General features: G+C 67.8%; 17 protein-coding genes and 1 pseudogene. 6 read left to right on the top strand and 12 right to left on the bottom strand.

Going from position 1 to position 18,079, the window contains the following annotated elements; all coding sequences use genetic code 11:
* Window positions 1-90: 90 nt before the first annotated feature.
* Both ACWGJY_RS22390 and ACWGJY_RS22385 read right to left on the bottom strand, forming a co-directional pair.
* Complete coding sequence (locus tag ACWGJY_RS22390) at window positions 91-1,596, bottom strand: ATP-binding protein (protein WP_453262584.1); 1,506 nt, start codon at window positions 1,594-1,596, stop codon at window positions 91-93.
* Between the two features lie 342 nt (window positions 1,597-1,938).
* The gene (locus ACWGJY_RS22385) at window positions 1,939-3,666 is read right to left on the bottom strand and encodes a beta-N-acetylhexosaminidase (protein ID WP_453262583.1); all 1,728 of its coding nucleotides are present in this window, start codon (window positions 3,664-3,666) and stop codon (window positions 1,939-1,941) included.
* Between the two features lie 390 nt (window positions 3,667-4,056).
* Here ACWGJY_RS22385 and ACWGJY_RS22380 point away from each other — a divergent pair, with 390 nt between their 5' ends.
* The 5 genes from ACWGJY_RS22380 to ACWGJY_RS22360 all read left to right on the top strand — a co-directional run bounded on the left by ACWGJY_RS22380 (window position 4,057) and on the right by ACWGJY_RS22360 (window position 8,212).
* Window positions 4,057-4,584 carry a 2-oxo-4-hydroxy-4-carboxy-5-ureidoimidazoline decarboxylase gene (locus ACWGJY_RS22380; protein WP_453262627.1) on the top strand — a complete coding sequence of 176 codons (528 nt, stop codon included), beginning with the start codon at window positions 4,057-4,059 and terminating at the stop codon, window positions 4,582-4,584.
* Window positions 4,585-4,788: 204 nt separating this feature from the next.
* Window positions 4,789-5,169 carry a succinate dehydrogenase, cytochrome b556 subunit gene (gene sdhC / locus ACWGJY_RS22375; RefSeq protein WP_030066793.1) on the top strand — a complete coding sequence of 127 codons (381 nt, stop codon included), beginning with the start codon at window positions 4,789-4,791 and terminating at the stop codon, window positions 5,167-5,169.
* Window positions 5,170-5,175: 6 nt separating this feature from the next.
* The gene (locus tag ACWGJY_RS22370; protein WP_453262582.1) at window positions 5,176-5,664 is read left to right on the top strand and encodes a succinate dehydrogenase hydrophobic membrane anchor subunit; all 489 of its coding nucleotides are present in this window, start codon (window positions 5,176-5,178) and stop codon (window positions 5,662-5,664) included.
* Window positions 5,665-5,684: 20 nt separating this feature from the next.
* Window positions 5,685-7,439 carry a succinate dehydrogenase flavoprotein subunit gene (gene sdhA, locus ACWGJY_RS22365; protein WP_453262581.1) on the top strand — a complete coding sequence of 585 codons (1,755 nt, stop codon included), beginning with the start codon at window positions 5,685-5,687 and terminating at the stop codon, window positions 7,437-7,439.
* Window positions 7,439-8,212: a succinate dehydrogenase iron-sulfur subunit gene (locus tag ACWGJY_RS22360; RefSeq protein ID WP_453262580.1), complete on the top strand. Its 774-nt coding sequence runs from the start codon at window positions 7,439-7,441 to the stop codon at window positions 8,210-8,212. The genes sdhA and ACWGJY_RS22360 overlap by 1 nt, the downstream gene beginning before the upstream one ends.
* Before the next feature lie 258 nt (window positions 8,213-8,470).
* On the opposite strand, the gene ACWGJY_RS22355 is transcribed toward ACWGJY_RS22360, so the two are convergent.
* The 10 genes and pseudogenes from ACWGJY_RS22355 to ACWGJY_RS22310 form a co-directional block, all read right to left on the bottom strand.
* On the bottom strand, window positions 8,471-8,974 hold the full coding sequence (locus ACWGJY_RS22355) for an FBP domain-containing protein (RefSeq protein ID WP_453262579.1): 504 nt from the start codon (window positions 8,972-8,974) through the stop codon (window positions 8,471-8,473).
* Between the two features lie 114 nt (window positions 8,975-9,088).
* A complete protein-coding gene (locus ACWGJY_RS22350) occupies window positions 9,089-9,733 on the bottom strand; it encodes a hypothetical protein (protein WP_453262578.1) in 645 nt (214 codons plus the stop codon).
* Window positions 9,734-9,761: 28 nt separating this feature from the next.
* Window positions 9,762-10,277, bottom strand: coding sequence for a hypothetical protein (locus ACWGJY_RS22345; protein ID WP_453262577.1), 516 nt, complete (start codon window positions 10,275-10,277; stop codon window positions 9,762-9,764).
* A gap of 225 nt (window positions 10,278-10,502) precedes the next feature.
* On the bottom strand, window positions 10,503-11,783 hold the full coding sequence (locus tag ACWGJY_RS22340) for a putative T7SS-secreted protein (RefSeq protein ID WP_453262576.1): 1,281 nt from the start codon (window positions 11,781-11,783) through the stop codon (window positions 10,503-10,505).
* Entirely contained in the window at window positions 11,783-12,109 is a 327-nt protein-coding gene (locus ACWGJY_RS22335) for a hypothetical protein (RefSeq protein ID WP_453262575.1), read from the bottom strand. The genes ACWGJY_RS22340 and ACWGJY_RS22335 overlap by 1 nt, the downstream gene beginning before the upstream one ends.
* Before the next feature lie 77 nt (window positions 12,110-12,186).
* Window positions 12,187-13,368, bottom strand: a complete 1,182-nt coding sequence (locus ACWGJY_RS22330) for a S8 family peptidase (RefSeq protein WP_453262574.1) — start codon at window positions 13,366-13,368, stop codon at window positions 12,187-12,189.
* A gap of 115 nt (window positions 13,369-13,483) precedes the next feature.
* Entirely contained in the window at window positions 13,484-14,938 is a 1,455-nt protein-coding gene (locus tag ACWGJY_RS22325) for a hypothetical protein (RefSeq protein WP_453262573.1), read from the bottom strand.
* Between the two features lie 57 nt (window positions 14,939-14,995).
* Window positions 14,996-15,307 carry a hypothetical protein gene (locus ACWGJY_RS22320; protein ID WP_453262572.1) on the bottom strand — a complete coding sequence of 104 codons (312 nt, stop codon included), beginning with the start codon at window positions 15,305-15,307 and terminating at the stop codon, window positions 14,996-14,998.
* A 338-nt stretch (window positions 15,308-15,645) separates the two neighbouring features.
* Window positions 15,646-16,312, bottom strand: a pseudogene (locus tag ACWGJY_RS22315) (hypothetical protein).
* 22 nt (window positions 16,313-16,334) lie between these two features.
* Window positions 16,335-16,625 carry an SCO4848 family membrane protein gene (locus tag ACWGJY_RS22310; protein WP_453262571.1) on the bottom strand — a complete coding sequence of 97 codons (291 nt, stop codon included), beginning with the start codon at window positions 16,623-16,625 and terminating at the stop codon, window positions 16,335-16,337.
* 10 nt (window positions 16,626-16,635) lie between these two features.
* Here ACWGJY_RS22310 and ACWGJY_RS22305 point away from each other — a divergent pair, with 10 nt between their 5' ends.
* A complete protein-coding gene (locus tag ACWGJY_RS22305; RefSeq protein ID WP_453262626.1) occupies window positions 16,636-18,078 on the top strand; it encodes a D-alanyl-D-alanine carboxypeptidase family protein in 1,443 nt (480 codons plus the stop codon).
* Window position 18,079: the final 1 nt, after the last annotated feature.

Here is an 18,079-nt window from a genome sequence, read left to right as displayed (position 1 = left end):
AGGTCCCACTTCTCTCTCGTGGCCCACCATCGGCACTGACCTGACCGGCATCCTGAGGACCACCGGGCGTGATCCTGGCCGCTCTTGGTGTCAGCCGCCGTAAAGGGCGGGCAGATCTACCAGGAGGAGATCGTCACGACGGTCGGCCAGGTCGACCAGGTCGGGGTAGAAGCCGTGCAAGGAGTACAGGGCCAACGTGGTGGCAGCGGTGTCGTACCCCTGATTCGCGAGCAGGGCACGGATACGTTCCAGGCGCTCCAGGTCACCAGTCCCACGGCGGGCGGCGGTCGCCTTGGCCTCGCCCAGCAGCGCGATCCTCGCGCGGGGAGCCTGCGGGCGCTCGCCGGCGGCCAGGGCGATGACATCGACCTCGTGCTTCGTCCGAGCGGCCTGGTCGGCGACCTCGGTGGTACCGACCGGGCCGGGCAGTCCACCGGGCAACAAGGTGTGGGCGTAACTACGGGTGAAGTCGCGAGCCAGGTCCTCGAAGTGCGGCCCGAGGATCTTGGAGTTGAAGGTCGGAGCGGCCTGCTGCCACACCTGCTCGGCGAATCCCTGTTCCACGGCGGCGGCCTGCGGGACGGTGATGAGCTGGTTGAAGCGGATGACGGGGTCGGCGAGCGTGATGACGGGGTGCCTGGAGCGGAGGATGTCCTGTTCCCGCCGGACGTATCCGGTGGATTCCAGCACTCCGAGCGGGTGAGCGACGGCGTTGCGCGGGCGCTCCAGGGCGGCACCGATCTTGCTCGGGGTACTGGCGCCCTGCGCGATCGCGGTGAGGATGTCGTAGTACAGCGTGTGCTGCGTGATCCTCGGGTCCTCACGCAGCAGGTACTCGGTCTCCGTACGCGAGTACACCGCCCGCCCCGGGTCCAGCAGCGTCCGGGTGAGCCAGGTGTCGAAGCCGTCGTCCGGATGCGGCCGTGCGGCCACCGGTCGGTAGCCGGGTGCGCCGCCCAAGACCGCGTGCACCTTCAGCGCGGTCAGCGGGTCGGCGATCTGCCAGAACGCCCGGCTCTCACGATAGTCGAAGGCGCCCAGCCGTAGATCAACCACGGCCCGACCCCGCAGCGGCTTGGTCCCCGAAAGCAGTTCGTGCATCACGCTCATCGCGGAGCCGCACAGGATCAGCCGCGGCCCCGGCCCGGCACCCGGCCGGGTGCCCCGCTGACGTTCGTCGTAGAGCTGTTGCAGCAGCCCCGGGATTTCAGGCGAGTGCTGGAGCAAGTACGGCAACTCGTCGATCACCAGGAACGGGTGCGACGAACGGGCGGTCACATCAAGGGCATTGGACAGCACGTCACGCCAGTCGGTCAGACGCAGACTCCCTGGCCGCAGGCCGGCATGGGCAGCGACCGCGTCACTGAACCGCTGGATCGCAGGCAGCCGCCCCTCCTCCCGGACCGCTGTGACGTACAGGCCACCGACCTGCTCGGACAGGGCCTGCAGAAGGTACGACTTCCCATACCGCCGCCTCCCCGACACGATGCCGAGCCGCATTGCCGGATCCGGATCAGTGAGGAACTCAGCGAGCAGATCCCACTCCCGGTCCCGGTCGACCACGTCGTCCGGCTTGACCGGCAAGCTCTTCTTCACTCGCCCTCCTAGACTGCGACGAAATTCGTCTAAGTCTACTTCGACGAAATGCGTCGTACTGGAATACGCCCCTGAATCAACGGAGCCCAACGGATCCGGCGGGATGCTCGGCAGATGCACGACGGCCTTCACCACTTCCCAGCGGCCGAGCCGACGGTTGGTCGCATGACCAACCCGTGACCAACGGCGGTCAGGAACAGTCAGAAGCACTCAGACGAGGGCCGATCCAGGCAGTAATCGAGAACGTGCACCCAGGCAACAAAGTGCCTGGTCAGAGCCCCTTTCTAGCTCGGTCGGGCCGGGGGTGGTGGCCCCGGCCGTCCTCGTTCTCCCACCCGTTTCTTACCGGGTCGTCACTCCCACGCGGTTGGCCAGCGCCGTGAAGTCCGTCCAGGACAGGGCGGGCGTCCGCGGGTCCCAGGTCTTCTGCGCCAGCGCCGCCAGCGGCAGCCGGATTCCGGCGGCCACCTGCTGTGTGGTCTGCGCCTGGGACCGGTCGCACCAGATCGCGAAGCGCGCCCCGGGAATGCGGTCCGGGCCCGTCATGCCCGCGGGCACCGCCACCGGCCGGGTGCCGCGGATCACCCGCGGGGTCCAGCTCTCGTAGATCCGCTGACCGGTCGGATAGGTGAACTGGTTGGGCTCGCCGAGCACGTAGTAGAGGTACTCGTCGTTGAAGTTCATGACGTTGCGCCCCTCGCGCAGGAATTCCGCGGGGTCCCGCTTGCCGATCTCCTTGCCGGTCCAGTAGGCGACCATCCGGTTCTTGCTGGCGGTCACGACCCCGCCGGCGAAGAATCCGTCGTTCCAGGCCTCGACGCGGTTCTTGCCCCTGGCCTCCACCGTCTTCTGCCGGTCGTTGAGCCAGCCGGTCGTCAGGTCCTCGATGGTGCCGCCCGACCCGTACTTCTGCCGCGCGGCCCGCGCGAGCTGCGGATACGAGGTGGACGGCGAGGACGACATCAGGGCCTGGTACTCGTCGCCGCCCAGATGCCAGTACGCCGGGGCGCCCTTGGGGTTGGTGAACAGGTCGCTGAATTCCCGCAGCAGCGAGTCGATCAGGGGGGCCGACTTGGGGTTGGAGATATCGATCGCGCCATGGACCGGCCGGCCCTGGGCGTTGCGCAGCGTCAGATCGGGATAGTGGTCCAGTACGGCGCCCAGGTGGCCGGGCGAGTCCAGCTCCGGGACGACGGAGATATGCAGGGTGCGCGCCAGCGCGATGATCTGGCGGACCTGGGCCTTGGTGAGATGGTCGGCGGAGACGATCTCGGGGTGGGTGTCGCTCTGGATACGGAAGCCCTGGTCGTCGGAGAAGTGCAGCTGGAACTGGTTGAGCTTGAGGTCGGCAATCTCCCTCAGCCGGGCCTCGATCCAGTCCTGGCTGAACGGCTTGCGGGCGTTGTCCAGCGACATGCCGCGCTGCGGACGGTCCGGCCGGTCCTGGATGGTGCCCTCGGGAAGTCCGCCGGCGGCGCGTACGGCCTGCTTGACGGTGCGGGTGCCGTAGAAGATTCCGGCGTCGGTGGGGGCCGTGAGAGTGAGTTTGGTGCCGCCGGCGGTCAAGGTGTAGGCCTCGTCGGCGGCGCTCTGGACGGGGACGTTGTTGTCGCTGTTGTTGCCCGTGAGCTTCACCTCGATGTCGCCGGGCCGTACCGTCTGGTCGCCGTAGACGATGGCGAGGCCGAGGTCGTTGGCCATCCGCTGGGCCTCGTCGGCGACATTGCTCCGCTCGCCGGCCGGCACCACCACACGGGCCGCCTTGGACGGGCGCCAGCCGCGCCCGTCGGCCCGGCGGAAGTCGCGGACGGCCGGGATGACCTGCGGTGATCCGGTGACCGGGGCCCAAGTGGGAGTGGCGGCGGACGAGGGGTTCATCTTGGCGCTGGTGCTCCCGGGCGGTTCGGTGTCCGCGGTGCCGGAGCAGCCGGCGAGCAGCAGTGCCCCGGCCAGCGCCGCGGCCGGAAGGGCGGACCGGGCCGCCGGGCCCGTCCGTGTCCTGGGCCTTGTCAGGGGGCGCAGGGAGGCCGAGGGCCGCGGGGCGCGCGGCGGCCGCATCGGATTCGACATCGTGCAATCCTCACTTTTCGGGGCGAAGGCATTGCCAGGTGTGCGGAGCCGGTCGTCCACCGAACGCGCGAAAGCTCTCCCATCCGGGTGAAATTCGCGCATCCGTCGGACACTGAACGACAAGCGTCGTTAGCGTGGCGGTTCCAGTCACCCCCTTCACAGGGCTTTCCGAAACCGCTGGGGTGTCGTGTCATACGCACCACCACCACACCCGCCGCCGCTTCCCACGCGTCCCGGCTTCGGTCCGCTTCCCCCCAGCTTCCGTCAGCCGCCCGTCCCGCACCCGTCGAAACGTTCCCTTCGCATCCGTCCGAGGAGCCCACGCTGTCCGGTGACACCCCGGCCGCCCGGCCGACGACGCTGCGCCCTCCGCAGCCCCCGTGGTGCGGCATATCTCCACGGGCCCTCGGCGGCGCCCTGCCCCACCCCCGCCGCGAGGACCTCGGACTCAGGCGCTTCAACGCCCTCACCCGGGACGACACCCTGACCGCGCTGCTCAGCTGCTGCGGCAGCCGCCGCTGGGCCGAGCGGGTTGCCGCACACCGCCCGTACCCGGATCCGGAGTCCCTGCTCGCCGCCGCCGACGAGGCCTCTTACGACCTGACGCCCGCCGAACTGGAACAGGCGCTCGCCGAGGAGTCCCTCTCGCCGCAGCCGCTCGTCGGCGCCCGCGGGCCCGGCACGCTCGCCGCCCACACCGCACTGCGTGCCGCGCATGCCGAGTACGAGCGGCGCTTTCGTCATGTCTTCGTCATCTGCCTGGACGGCTACCGCGACGACGAACTGCTCGACCAGGTGCTGTCCGGTATCCGCACCCGGCTGGGCCATGAACGGGACGAGGAGCGGGCGGTCGCCGCGGAAGAGCTGCGCCGGCTGGCCCGTGGCCGGCTGACGCGGCTGATCAGCTCCGGACCATAACGGAAATGCGCCTTATGGCCGGCAGATCCCGTTTCGCACCTGCGGGATAGCCCGTTGGTGCCTGTTTGATCACACCTAAGGACCCCGGCGCAAGGATCCGACAGCACGTCGCTACGATGGCCAGGGCCGGTGGACCGTACCCGGCCGGGCCCGACCGACAGAGAAGCCGGCTGGCCCTAATCCCCGCTCCCGGAGGGTTTTTCCGTGCCGGCTGGAACGCTGTACCGCGGCCGGGAAGGCATGTGGTCCTGGGTGGCTCATCGAGTCACCGGCGTCCTCATCTTCTTCTTCCTGTTCGTTCACGTCCTCGACACCGCTCTCGTACGCGTCTCCCCCGAGGCGTACGACAACGTCGTTGCGACTTACAAGACGCCGATCGTCAATGTGATGGAGTACGGCCTGGTGGCCGCCATCCTCTTCCACGCGCTCAACGGCCTGCGGGTCATCGCCGTGGACTTCTGGTCGAAGGGCCCGAAGTACCAGAAGCAGATGCTGTGGACCGTTGTCGGTGTCTGGGTCGTGCTGATGGCCGGTGCCTTCTACCCCGTGCTGCAGCACACCCTGCGCACGCTGTTCGGGAGCTGACGCGAGATGTCTGCTGAAACCACCTCCGCAGGTGCTACCGCGGCGGGCGCGCCCGACAGCGTCTCGCTCTACGACGTGGACAATCCCGCGCCCGTCATCGAGCCGCCCCGCAAGCGCACCAAGAAGACCGGGAGCGCCTCCCGCGGCAACTTCGAGATGCAGGCCTGGCTGTTCATGCGGCTGTCCGGCATCGTGCTGGTCGTCCTGGTCCTGGGTCACCTGCTGATCCAGCTGGTGCTGGACGGCGGCGTCTCCAAGATCGGCTTCGCGTTCGTGGCCGGCCGCTGGGCCTCCCCGTTCTGGCAGGTCTGGGACCTGCTGATGCTGTGGCTGGCCATGCTGCACGGCGCCAACGGCCTGCGTACGGTCATCAACGACTACGCGCAGCGGGACAACACCCGCTTCTGGCTGAAGATGCTGCTGTACACCGCGACGGTGTTCACCGTCCTTCTGGGCACGCTGGTGATCTTCACCTTCGACCCGAACATCTCCTAAGGCCGGGGCTGACTGGAACCATGAAGATCCACAAGTACGACACCGTCATCGTCGGCGCCGGTGGCGCGGGCATGCGTGCGGCCATCGAGTCGACCAAGCGCAGCCGCACCGCGGTCCTGACGAAGCTCTACCCGACCCGCTCCCACACCGGCGCCGCCCAGGGCGGTATGGCCGCCGCCCTCGCGAACGTCGAGGAGGACAACTGGGAGTGGCACACCTTCGACACGATCAAGGGTGGCGACTACCTGGTCGACCAGGACGCCGCCGAGATCCTGGCGAAGGAGGCCATCGACTCGGTCCTCGACCTGGAGAAGATGGGCCTGCCGTTCAACCGCACGCCGGACGGCACGATCGACCAGCGCCGCTTCGGCGGTCACTCCCGTAACCACGGTGAGGCCCCGGTCCGCCGGTCCTGCTACGCCTCGGACCGCACCGGCCACATGATCCTCCAGACGCTGTACCAGAACTGCGTCAAGGAGGGCGTGGAGTTCTACAACGAGTTCTACGTGCTCGACCTGCTGCTCCAGGACGTCGACGGCGTCCAGAAGTCCGCGGGCGTCGTCGCGTACGAGCTGGCCACCGGCGAGATCCACGTCTTCCAGGCGAAGTCGATCATCTTCGCGTCCGGCGGCACCGGCAAGTTCTTCAAGGTGACGTCCAACGCGCACACCCTGACCGGTGACGGCCAGGCCGCGGCCTACCGCCGCGGGCTGCCGCTGGAGGACATGGAGTTCTTCCAGTTCCACCCGACGGGCATCTGGCGCATGGGCATCCTGCTGACGGAGGGCGCCCGTGGTGAGGGCGGCATCCTCCGCAACAAGGACGGCGAGCGCTTCATGGAGAAGTACGCGCCCGTCATGAAGGACCTCGCCTCGCGTGACGTCGTCTCGCGCTCCATCTACACGGAGATCCGCGAGGGCCGCGGCTGCGGTCCCGACGGCGACCACGTCTACCTGGACCTGACCCACCTGCCGCCGGAGCAGCTGGACGCCAAGCTCCCGGACATCACCGAGTTCGCGCGGACCTACCTCGGTATCGAGCCCTACACGGACCCGATCCCGATCCAGCCGACCGCGCACTACGCCATGGGCGGCATCCCGACGAACGTCGAGGGTGAGGTCCTGGCGGACAACACCACCGTCGTACCGGGCCTGTACGCGGCCGGCGAGGTGGCCTGTGTCTCCGTGCACGGCGCCAACCGCCTGGGCACCAACTCGCTCCTGGACATCAACGTCTTCGGGCGCCGGGCCGGTATCGCCGCCGCCGAGTACTCCGCGGACGCCGACTTCGTCGAGCTCCCCGAGAACCCGGCGCAGCAGGTCATCGACCAGGTCGAGCGGCTGCGCAACTCCACCGGCAGCGAGCGGGTCACCGAGATCCGCAAGGAGCTCCAGGAGTGCATGGACGCCAATGTGATGGTGTTCCGCACCGAGCAGACGATCAAGACCGCGGTCGAGAAGATCGGCGAGCTGCGCAAGCGCTACCTGAACGTGTCCATCCAGGACAAGGGCAAGCGGTTCAACACCGACCTGCTGGAGGCCGTCGAGCTGGGCAACCTGCTCGACCTGGCCGAGGTGATGGCGGTGTCCGCGCTGGCCCGCAAGGAGTCCCGCGGCGGTCACTACCGCGAGGACTACCCCACCCGCGACGACGTCAACTTCATGCGGCACACCATGGCGTACCGCGAGGTGGGCGCAGACGGCACCGAGTCGATCCGCCTCGACTACAAGCCGGTCGTGCAGACCCGCTACCAGCCGATGGAGCGTAAGTACTGATGAGCACCCCGACTCTCGACAAGCACTCCGCGGCGCTGGACGCGGCCGAGGACGGCGCTTCGCATCTGATCACGGTCACCTTCCGGATCCGCCGGTTCAACCCGGAGGTCTCGGAGGACGCCGGCTGGGAGGACTTCCAGCTGGAGATCGACCCGAAGGAGCGCGTCCTGGACGCCCTCCACAAGATCAAGTGGGAGCTGGACGGGACGCTGACCTTCCGCCGTTCCTGCGCCCACGGCATCTGCGGCTCGGACGCCATGCGGATCAACGGCCGCAACCGTCTCGCCTGCAAGACGCTGATCAAGGACATCAACCCGGAGAAGCCGATCACGGTCGAGGCCATCAAGGGCCTGACCGTGCTGAAGGACCTTGTCGTCGACATGGAGCCCTTCTTCCAGGCCTACCGCGATGTGATGCCCTTCCTCATCACGACCGGCAACGAGCCGACCCGTGAGCGCCGGCAGTCCGCCGAGGACCGCGAGCGCTTCGACGACACCACCAAGTGCATCCTGTGCGCCGCCTGCACGTCCTCGTGCCCGGTGTTCTGGAACGACGGCCAGTACTTCGGCCCGGCGGCGATCGTCAACGCGCACCGCTTCATCTTCGACTCGCGCGACGAGGGCGGCGAGCAGCGGCTCGAAATCCTCAACGACAAGGACGGCGTCTGGCGCTGCCGGACGACCTTCAACTGCACGGACGCCTGCCCGCGCGGTATCGAGGTCACCAAGGCCATCCAGGAAGTCAAGCGGGCGCTGATCACGCGGCGGTTCTGACACCCTCTGGCGCCTGCCGGCCGGCGCCTGGTGCCCGGCGCCTGGTGCCCGGCGCCTGACGGCGGTCCGGGTTCCGACCCGGCCGCCGAGCAGTGCCGGTACGTCCCGCAGGGCCTCGCCTCCGTATCCCGGAGGCGGGGCCCTGCGGCATGGGCGCGCTCGCTCTACCGAGCCCAAGGGAAAGGGGGAGCGGCTGCCCGCTCCCCCTGCGCCCCCGATTCCGCCCGCGGCGCTCCAGGCCCGCTACCGCCGCACTGCTCACTCGCCCTCAAGGACCTTGTCCAGGAAGGCGTCCAGGTTCCGTACGGTGCGGGCGATCCGCTCCTCCAGCGGCAGCGTCTCCTCATGCCGCCCGGCGAGCTGGGACCGCTTGCGCCCCCGGACGTAGAGGGAGCAGGCAAGGTCGGCGCACAGATACGTCCCGACGGTGTTGCCCTGCCGCCCCAAGGAACCGGCCCGGCGCGCGGCGAGCAGGCTGACGCCGGATCCCGGATGCCCGGTCACACAGACCGAACACACCGTCGTCTTCGTGAAGCTCCGGCGCACGCCTTGCGGCACCCGCAGCGTCACACCGATCAGCCCGTCACCCCGCGGGGCAATCAGGTAACTCCGGTCCGGAGCCCCCGGATCACGCCATCCCAGGAAGTCCAGGTCACTCCAAGGGAGTTCGTCCAGTCCCTTGGGCAGATGGATTCTGCCCGCCTCGCCCTTCGAGCAATTGACGAACGAGGCACGTATTGCTTTTTCACCTACGGGGTCCATGACGCCCGAAGCTAACAGCGCGCCCCGGGGGCCGTCGCCTCATTTATCTCCGGGCGGGACGGGACGGGAAGGGCACTTTCCGGGCGGCGTCCCCGGACCGGCCTCGGCGCCGCCTCACGCACCAATCCTCATCATCCACGACCGGTTGGTCATCCGGTGCAGCCCGGCCTGCTGTGCCCTTGCGTTCCGCTCCACGCCGGCCTCCTCCCGTTTGCGCGCGGTCTTGTCCCAATCCGCCGGCTTCAGGAACAGCATGGCGTTACTCCCCGGCACCACCAGGACACCGCCGAAGGGCAGGTCACCCGCCAACCACGCGCCTTCTTCCGCCTCTTCCGGCCAACGCCGACGTCCCGCCGCATTGATCGCCAGCATCAGCGGCGCCCCGTGCTGCCCTCGCGTCGTCACGCGGATCTGATGGACGTCGCCGTACTGAGTCCACTTTGCACGCTTCATGAGCACCCGGGGATGGAACTCCAGCGGGTAGTGACGGAGCACTTTCTCGCACTGGAAGACCCGGATTCCGTAAAGAGCGCGCCACACCGTCATGATGAGTACGCCCACACCGGCAGGAATGGGCAAAGCAAGGAAGAACGAGTGAGACCCTGTCACGCGGAGCAACATCACAGAGACTGCCACAAGAACCACGCCGATCAGCAAACGCACGGTCATGAGCCGGGCCAGGGCGAGGCGATTGGCTTTCAGTACCTGCGCGAGGTCCGGAGCTTCCGGCGGTGCCGGAGTATGCGCGTCGTGCCCCATAGCATCCTCTTTCTGGGTCGGTAGGAGACTATCCAAATGGGTTCTTCGACGTGTCGGCTGCTCCCCCTGGCCCCAGGGTTCCAGCCCCCTCCGTCTTTTCAGCAAGCGACGGGTCGAAGAACGACACCGAATGCCCGACACCCACAAGTACATCCCGGTACTCGTCGGCCAGTTCCAGAGCAGGAGTGACCAACTGCACCACGACGATGTCGGAGGCCCCTGGCCCCGTTACCGCTATCGTGCCCTGCCAGACCGGCTCCTCTTGAAGACTTCCGTCCTCCTCGGGGCGCCTGCCCGGCGCGACTGTGCGCCGGGTCTCGGCAGCAAGGAAGCCCGTACCGCACGGCAGATCCAGCGGCTGGACGTCCTTGTCCGGGGTCTCGGCGGCCGCCACCGCCATATTGGCCAGCACCAGGGCTGCGTTCACGCCCGGAGCGGCCACGGTGGAAAACGTCAGAACGGAGGAGGCAAAACCGCCCTCGTCATCCGGATGCAAACCGATGGCGCACCCTTGGACATTATGGGAATTCAGCGTCGTCACCACGCTGGCATAGAACCGGAGCACCCGCTCCGCCTGGTCCCTGGCCTCCTCAGGAAGCCCGAGTACGAGGTTTACCAACGCCCTGAGCTGGTCGACCGGAGGGTCGAGGTCCAACGGCAGGTAGCCGTGCGGAAGTCCGTACCAGTAGGCCGGATCTGACCGCTCGTCGGCTCTTTCCAGACATCAGCCACTGCCGCATTCACCTTTCAGGAAGTGCATCAACGCGCCTCACAGCCAACCGATCAAGCCTGCGATGTCATGGGCTGTGGCGGCGGCCTTGGTGCTCTCCGCGAAGTTGTGGCCCGCCCCTTCCTCCGGAAGAACGCCCAAGCTCTCCATGGACGACATCATGTTCGCGCCGACGTTCAAGCCACCGGCGCTGATGGCGCCCATCATTTTGGCCGAGCCGCCAACGGTTTCACGAGCCGAATCCCAAGCCTTGGTGACTTCACTGGCAGCACTCGTTTTGAAGGCCGGGACGATTTCTCTGAAGAATGCCGCCCCCTTTTCGGTGTTCGACACGCTCACTCCCAGCCGGCCTGCCAGTCTCAAACCCCCCGCGACTTCTCGCCCTGCGGCAGACAACGCCTGTCCTCCCGGGACCATGCCAACGAAGTCCCCAGCCATGGAGGCCCACGCGGAGAAGATCTCCATGCCGCTTCCCTGGAACATCAAGGCATCCAGGAACTTCGGATCGGAGAGGTTCTTGCTCATCGATGCGGCACTCGCCACCACTGCGATACCCGCGAAGAGCGGGGCGAACGGCGTAGGGAAAAGGGCCAGCATCCCCGCGATGGCGCCGATGGTCCCCGCATGCTCGTAGAGGAACCCGGCAACTGCCGCGAGCGCCTCCCCGATCGCATTGACAGCCTTGCTCAGCCAACCGGGCTCCTTCGGCGCCAGTTTGTCGGTGGCGCCGTCCAGTTCCTTGGCCACCGTGCGCGCCTGGTCACCATGCGTGGTTTCCAGGGTGTGTGCCTTGGTGATGACATCGCTGTACGCCTGATTGGCATGGTTCAGATGGGTAGTTGCCTCGTTCAGGCTGCGTTCCGCGGCTCGCAGCCGCGCCGTTGCGGCGTCGGCATCGGCCTGCGTGGGAAATTCCTGGTCGGCGAGCTTGAGATCCGGGTGGCGCTGAGCCTGTGCGTGATGCGCCTTGGCGCTCTCCGCCGCCGCCTTCTTCTCGGCGGCGGCATCGTCGTACTTCTGCGCCAGATCACGATTGGCCGACAGATGCTCGTCCCAGATCTTCAGCTGGGACGATGCCTTCTCCAGCGAACGGGCGGCATTCTTGACGTACGTCGGCAGCTCACCGTCGATCGCGTCCCGGAACGCATCTGCCGCGTCACCCTGCCAGTAACTGCTCTCACCGATCAGCTTCTCGATCTGGCCGTGGCAGTTTCGCAGTGCCGTCGCCGCCGAGGCGACCTTGCGCTGCAGCGCACCGACCTCACCGGGAACGCCGGGTACGGGGTTCCAGCCGAGGTGTGCATAAGGGTTCGTGGCCACTACTTCGAACCCCCGTGACCGCTCGTGGCTTTGCTCGCGATCGCCTTGAGCGTCTTCTCCAAGGCCTCTTCGACTTCTTCGTAGTTCTGCTTGTTGGCCTTCACGCCCTTGCTGATGGCGTCGACCATCTTCTTGGTCTGTTCGGACCCGTATTTCCAGCGTTCTTGGAAACCGTCACACGCCTCGTCGAGCTCTTCCGTGCCTATCTGATCGGCACGGACATGTGACAGCGCCATCCGGGCCTCGTTGAGCTCCTTGACGCAGCCCTCAAGGGCTTTGAGGAATTGCCCCAATTGATCCACGTCCGCCTTGAAGCGGTCCCCCATGTCCGAATTCTCCCTGCGCTGTTCACTGATTGATCTCGATTACCCGGCGCGATCAACCCTCTGGCTGCGGCAGCCCCTCAGCCCCAATTCTGACCGCCGGCGTTCTTGCGGCGACGGGACACCAGGACGATGGCGACAACGGCCCCGACGACCACCAGAACGCCAACGCCGATGCCGCCGTAGAGCAGAGTCGTATTCAACGCCTCCTTGCCGCCCATCGGCGGGTCGGCGTCGGGCGCGCCGGCGTCCAGCTTCGATGAGGCCTTGCCGTTCGGCATCGGCAGCGGGCCCTCCTTGGGGCCCGCGGGGATATTCTTCCGCAAGGCGGGGCCGGGCTGGATGAAGCCGTAGCCGTAGTGCGCATCCGGGAGCTTGAGACCCTGCTGGTCCTTGGGCAGTCCGGCCGTCTTCACCAGTCGGTTGGCGATCTGACCGGGAGTGAGGTCGGGGTACTTCTCCTTGAGGAGGGCGACTGCGGCGGAGACGTAGGCGGCGGCCTGGGAGCTGCCTTGCCTGGTCTGGTAGTCCGAGTCGCTCTTGGCCGTAGCTGAGGGAATCTTCACGCCGGGCGCGAGCAGGTCCGTGTCGGAGTTGTAGTTGTTGAAGTCGGCCGACTTGCCGTATTCATCGACTGCACCGACGCCGATCACTCCGGGGCAGCCCACCGGATACCTCTTGTCGCTGAGGGCCTCATTTCCCACGGAGGCCACGACCACGGCACCCTTTGAAATGGCGTAGCTGATGGAATCGCAGTCGTCACCCGATGCGTCTCCACCGAAAGACATGTTGATGACGTCAGCACCGTGGTCCGCAGCCCAGCGGGTGGCCTGCCCGTTGCTCTTGTACACCGGAACAGGGAGCAGTTTGGCGCCAGGCGCGAGCCCCTTGACGCCCTCTGAACCGCCCGGACCGTGTCCGTGGCCCGCGATGATCGAAGCCATACTGGTGCCGTGGTCGCGAATGTCTTCGCCCGACTCGAGGTGTTTGCCCGCCTCTTCCGTCACTGCCTTCCCGAAGTCCGGCCCGGGGAGGAACTGCCCCTTCAGGTCCTGATGGGTCTCCCGGAAGCCATTGTCGAGCACGGCCACCGTCACGCCCTTTCCGGTGGCCTCCTTCCACAGCTGCTCGGCCCCGAACGCCTCCAACGGCCACAGATCCTTGCGTGTTTGATCTGCGGAGGCGGTACCACTCGCGGTGATGAGCAACGCGCCGGTCAGCGCGGCACCCACCGTCGCGCGCAGTGTTCGGGTGACCCTCATGCTTGGCTCCTTCTCGCTGTGCTGTCCGGGCGGCAGTGTTCCATCCGAAGAGAAGCCCCGCACCCTCGGGCGCGGGGCCACTCCTTACCAACGGCCGTACGACGATGCCGGTGTCCTACTCGATGACGCGGGGCACCACATTGCGTTGCGGCGTCCACGTCTCTTCGTCCTCGACCAGGTAGTCGGGGCGCTGACCAGTGGTGCGCTCCTTCTCCTTCTTGTCCTTGCCCTTGGCTCCGGGGGCGCCCATGCCTGCCTGCTTGCCGCCACGGCTGCGGTGCAGACCCGAGCCGCCCTGCTTGGCGCCACCGGCGGGGCCCCCCGGCTTGCCGGCCATGCCGCCACGTGTACGTGCCTGCGCACCGCTGCGTCCGACCGCGCCCGGCTTGCCGCCCTTGGCGCCGCCTGTGCCGCCCGCGCCCGGCGTGCCTCCGCGCATACCTCCGGCACCAGGCGCACCACGCCCGCCGCCGGGCCGCACGGCACCCCCGGGGATGCCCAAAGGGCCCGGCGGCATCACGCCGCCGCCCGAACCGCCGCCCGGACCGCCGACCACGCCATGTCCGCCACCGGACGGGCCACTGGGGTATCCACCGGAAACCGAGGGCGGGTTCATGGTGCTGCCCTCCACGCTGTCGAGCCCGGTGTGGACCGGCAGGTCCGGTCGGCTGATCTTGGGGCCGTCGAAACCTGGCGGAACGGCTCCGCCGCCTATGCCCTTGCGTGCGTGCGGTGTGATCGAGGCCGAGGACGGGTCCGGGTGAAACCTGTCTCTCGTATCGGGCATACGCACCGGGGGCGGCGGCGGAGTATTGGAGGGTTCCTTCGGCCAGTCACCGTGGAGGCCGTCGTCGGCACTGTCCCCGAAGTCCTGTGTGCGGCTGGTGTAGTGGTATGCCAGCTCATCCATCACAATGACCGCCTCGACCTGGCGCTCCTTGCTCAGGGACAGCTTGTCCCGGTTGAGCTCCAGCGCCTGGCGGGCGTCCATGTTCGGGTTGGCCATGTCCCGGTGGAACTGGGCGTCGTCGCCGCTGTCGTCCTTGAAGCTGTCCCAGTTGCTCGGGTCATGGATCTTCGACATGGAATTCTTGGCCTGGCGAAGGGTGTGGGCGAGGCCGATTTGCGGGCCCGACTCACGCGAGCCGATCAGCGACGTCTCGGTCCTCCGGGCGTGCCGGTACGTCCTGTCGATCTTGCCCAGCACCTTGACGGCTTCCTTGCGGAACGCGTCGGCCGCCGAGCCCTCCCAGTGCGCCGTCGCGTGATCGACGGCATCCATGAACTTCTTACGGATGCCACCGTGCCCGTCCTGCCCACCGAGCAGATCGGCGGACTTGCGCCAGTGGTCGCCGGCGGTCTCGAGCGTCTCGGGTCTGGCGTTCGCGATCATCTTCCGGAGCGCGTCGATGCCGTGGTGATGGAAGTCGGAAGGGGAGTGCGGGGTCAAGCGCTCGCTCTTGAACGACTTCAGCTTGTTTTCCCGCTCATGCGCCTTGCGCTGCTCCTCCTCCTTCCGCTGCTTCTCCATCGCCTGAGCACTCTCGCGCTCCTCCATGGCGCTAACCACAACGCCCCCCCTTCATCGTCATCCCGCTCGTCCTCATCCCTGCGCCGCCGTGGAAGGTCAGCCGTTCATCGAGACCTTGGTCTCGTGATCCTGGTCCTCGTAGGCACCGCGGCTTGCCTCTGTCTTCTCGCCGAACTTGTGGGTGAGGTCCTGGAGCGCCTTGACGACGTCTTTCAGGTACGTCTGCATGCGGTCATGGGCGTGGGAGACTTCCTCCGCCTCGCCGAAGTTGATCCCGAATGCCGACTGCGGGATGTTCGTGCCGTACTCCACCGTCTGGCCGGTTTCAGCCATATCGCCCTGAAGGTGCCTGAGCTGGCGCACGACGCCGTCCAGCTCGTCCAGATCAACCTTGAAATGCTTGCCCATGACCACTCTCCCCGTAATGCGCGCACCAAGCTGGACCCCGTCGCCCCACTCGCCTCGGCGTCCTGTCCGGCACCGCCACGGCGAGGGGCGAAGGGCAGCGTAAAGCCAATAAAGATTACGGAGTTGGCGGCCCAAATAGCAAGATCGTAAGTCGTGATCCGGCCGATCCGAGGTGGCATGCGACCGCACTTCGTAGACAGTCCGTTACCCAATCCCGGAGCGGCAGCCCGTTCGCCCCTTCCGGGTCGCCCCAATGGCGCCGAGAATCCTCGAGTCCCCCGAACTACATCCCGTGTCGAAGCCGGCTCGACGATCGTGACATCCGGTGGCGCCCTCGCTCAGACCGGCGCCCCCAGCCCCCGCGCAGCGGGTGACATGCAGCGGGTGACATACAGCTGGGTACCGCCGTACCGCGCCAGGCCCGCGACGGTGGGATGGGTGGCCGCGGCGAAATGGGTGACGGCCACGTCTGACCGCCGTGGGTATGGCCGGAGAGCTGGAGATCCGCGCCGTGGCGGACGGTTTCGTGGAGGGTCACGGGCTGGTGCGCCGGAAGGACGACGGGGCGGGCGGTGGCGCGGCCACCGAGAGTCGATTTCGTAGTCCGGACTCGCCCGCGCGCGCTCCCCCGCGAGGTCGTTGATGCCCGCGAGGCGGCGCGTCGCCGGCCTGCTCGCGATAGCGGAGCGCCCGTAGCCGCACGGCCCGTGATCCCGCCGCCCGGACCAGTTCCCCCGCCAGTAGCGCCAGAGTGAGATAGAGCACCAGGGCCAGCCAGAGGTAGCCGGGCCAGGCCAGTGCCTGCTGGATGGGGAAGGGGGCGCCGGCCCGGCCGGACAGCAGGGCGGCGAGGGCGGTCAGGGGGAGGACGAAGGCGGCGGCGGTGCCCGTACGGCGGGGGCGGCTGCCCGGTGTGGTGGTGTCGCGGACGAGCCGGCACCACAGATAGCGGTGCACGCCGAAGAACAGTCCGAGCACCGGGAGCACGATCAGGGCGAAGATCACGGCGTCTCCCCGTGCCCGTGGTTCAGGAGGCGGACGAGGAGGGAGCGGCGGGCCGGTCGGGCGTGCCCTGTGCGGCCTCGCGGCGCAGGGCCCGTACTCCGCGGAACCCGATCACGCCAATCGCCGTCCCCAAAAGAAAGGAAGCCACCGCGAGCAGCAGATGAACCCAGAAGTAGGCGGTCGGGTCACCCGCAGCGTCGAAGGCGAGGCCGCTCCCGTCCTTCCAGAGGTTTTTGACGAAAGTGATCCAGATGAACCAGCTCCACACCCCGAAGGCGAGCAGGAACCAGGACACGGGGCGAGAGAGCTTCATGAGGTCCAGTATGGGCAGCGGCTCCATCCGGCGGGCGGCAGGGGCACTCTTCCGTGGGGTGCTGTCGGAGTCCCGGGCAAAGGCGGGTACGTTCACCGACGTGCCGACGATCTCCTGTGCTTCCACGGCTTCCACCGCCCCGACCGCCCCGACCGCATCGGCGGCCTCGGCAGCATCGGCTGCCCCGGCCGCGACCGGCAGCGCCGGGCGCGTGGTGCGCAACGGCTTCCCCCTGCGCACCGCCACCGCACTGGCCGCCTCCGGACTGCTGGCGTCCCCGCTGCTGGCCGGCACCGCGTACGCCGACCCCAAGGCTCCCGCGCCGCCGGCGAAGATGTCGCAGATCGGCGGGGAGCGGCTGGGCGCGCCCGGCGTCCAGGTGGCGCCGAAGCCCGGCGCCCCGCAGCTGCCCGGCACGGACACGCTGACGGCCCGCTCCTGGATCGTGTCCGACGCCGCGTCCGGCAAGGTGCTGGCCGCCAAGAACCCGCACTGGCAGCTCGCCCCGGCCAGCACACTGAAGATGCTGTTCGCCGACACGGTGCTGCCGAAGTTCCCCAAGAACCAGAAGCACACGGTCAAGCCCGCCGACCTCGCCGGGATGGGCGTCGGCAGCAGCCTGGTCGGGATAAAGGAGAACCTGAGCTATTCGGTCCATGACCTGTGGCTGGGTGTCTTCCTGCGGTCCGGCAACGACGCGGTGCACACCCTGTCGGCGATGAACGGCGGGACCGCGGCCACCGTCGCGCAGATGCAGCAGCACGCCAAGGAGCTGAACGCCACCGACACCCATGTCGTGACCCCGGACGGCTATGACGCGCCCGGCCAGGTCTCCAGCGCGTACGACCTGAGCCTGTTCGCCCGCTCGGGACTGCGGAACGCCGACTTCCGCGAGTACTGCTCGACGGCGAGCGCGCAGTTCCCCGGCGACAAGGGCAAGAACGGCAAGCGGGCCTCGTTCGGCATCCAGAACACCAACCGGCTGCTCAGCGGCGATTTCGACATGAAGCCGTACCCGGGTATCGCGGGGGTGAAGAACGGCTCGACCACCAATGCCGGCTCCACCTTCACCGGCGTCGCCCAGCGCGGGGACCGCAAGCTTCTCGTGACCGTCATGCACCCGGAGAAGCGGGAGCACAACGAGGGCTACCGGGAGGCCGCCAAGCTTCTCGACTGGGGCTTCGCGGCGGCCGACAAGGTGGACCCGGTCGGCCGGCTCGTCGGTCCCAGGAGCGAGGACGACGGCACCGGCGCCGTGAGCGCCAAGGGCAAGGGCAAGGGCGCGAACGAGAGCACCCAGGCCGCGCTGAACAGCTCCGGCAGCGCGGGCGGCACCTGGACCGCGCTGGGTATCACCGGCGGCGTGCTGGCGCTGCTGGGCATCGTGGCGTACGTGGTGCACCGCCGCCGGCCGCTGCCGGAGCGGCTGCGGGGTCGTCGGCCCCGGAATTGAC

It is taken from the genome of Streptomyces sp. NPDC054765 (assembly GCF_053612065.1).
Note: the sequence above shows the minus strand (reverse complement) of the source record. Positions and strands in the feature narration are given on the sequence as shown.

Excerpts from the sequence above, each read along its gene's own strand:
- ACWGJY_RS22385 (WP_453262583.1), bottom strand. The coding sequence starts at position 3,666 with ATGTCGAATCCGATGCGGCCGCCGCGCGCCCCGCGGCCCTCGGCCTCC.
- ACWGJY_RS22370 (WP_453262582.1), top strand. The coding sequence starts at position 5,176 with ATGTCTGCTGAAACCACCTCCGCAGGTGCTACCGCGGCGGGCGCGCCC.
- sdhA (WP_453262581.1), top strand. The coding sequence starts at position 5,685 with ATGAAGATCCACAAGTACGACACCGTCATCGTCGGCGCCGGTGGCGCG.
- ACWGJY_RS22360 (WP_453262580.1), top strand. The coding sequence starts at position 7,439 with ATGAGCACCCCGACTCTCGACAAGCACTCCGCGGCGCTGGACGCGGCC.
- ACWGJY_RS22355 (WP_453262579.1), bottom strand. The coding sequence starts at position 8,974 with ATGGACCCCGTAGGTGAAAAAGCAATACGTGCCTCGTTCGTCAATTGC.
- ACWGJY_RS22350 (WP_453262578.1), bottom strand. The coding sequence starts at position 9,733 with ATGGGGCACGACGCGCATACTCCGGCACCGCCGGAAGCTCCGGACCTC.
- ACWGJY_RS22335 (WP_453262575.1), bottom strand. The coding sequence starts at position 12,109 with ATGGGGGACCGCTTCAAGGCGGACGTGGATCAATTGGGGCAATTCCTC.
- ACWGJY_RS22330 (WP_453262574.1), bottom strand. The coding sequence starts at position 13,368 with ATGAGGGTCACCCGAACACTGCGCGCGACGGTGGGTGCCGCGCTGACC.
- ACWGJY_RS22320 (WP_453262572.1), bottom strand. The coding sequence starts at position 15,307 with ATGGGCAAGCATTTCAAGGTTGATCTGGACGAGCTGGACGGCGTCGTG.
- ACWGJY_RS22310 (WP_453262571.1), bottom strand. The coding sequence starts at position 16,625 with ATGAAGCTCTCTCGCCCCGTGTCCTGGTTCCTGCTCGCCTTCGGGGTG.
- ACWGJY_RS22305 (WP_453262626.1), top strand. The coding sequence starts at position 16,636 with ATGGGCAGCGGCTCCATCCGGCGGGCGGCAGGGGCACTCTTCCGTGGG.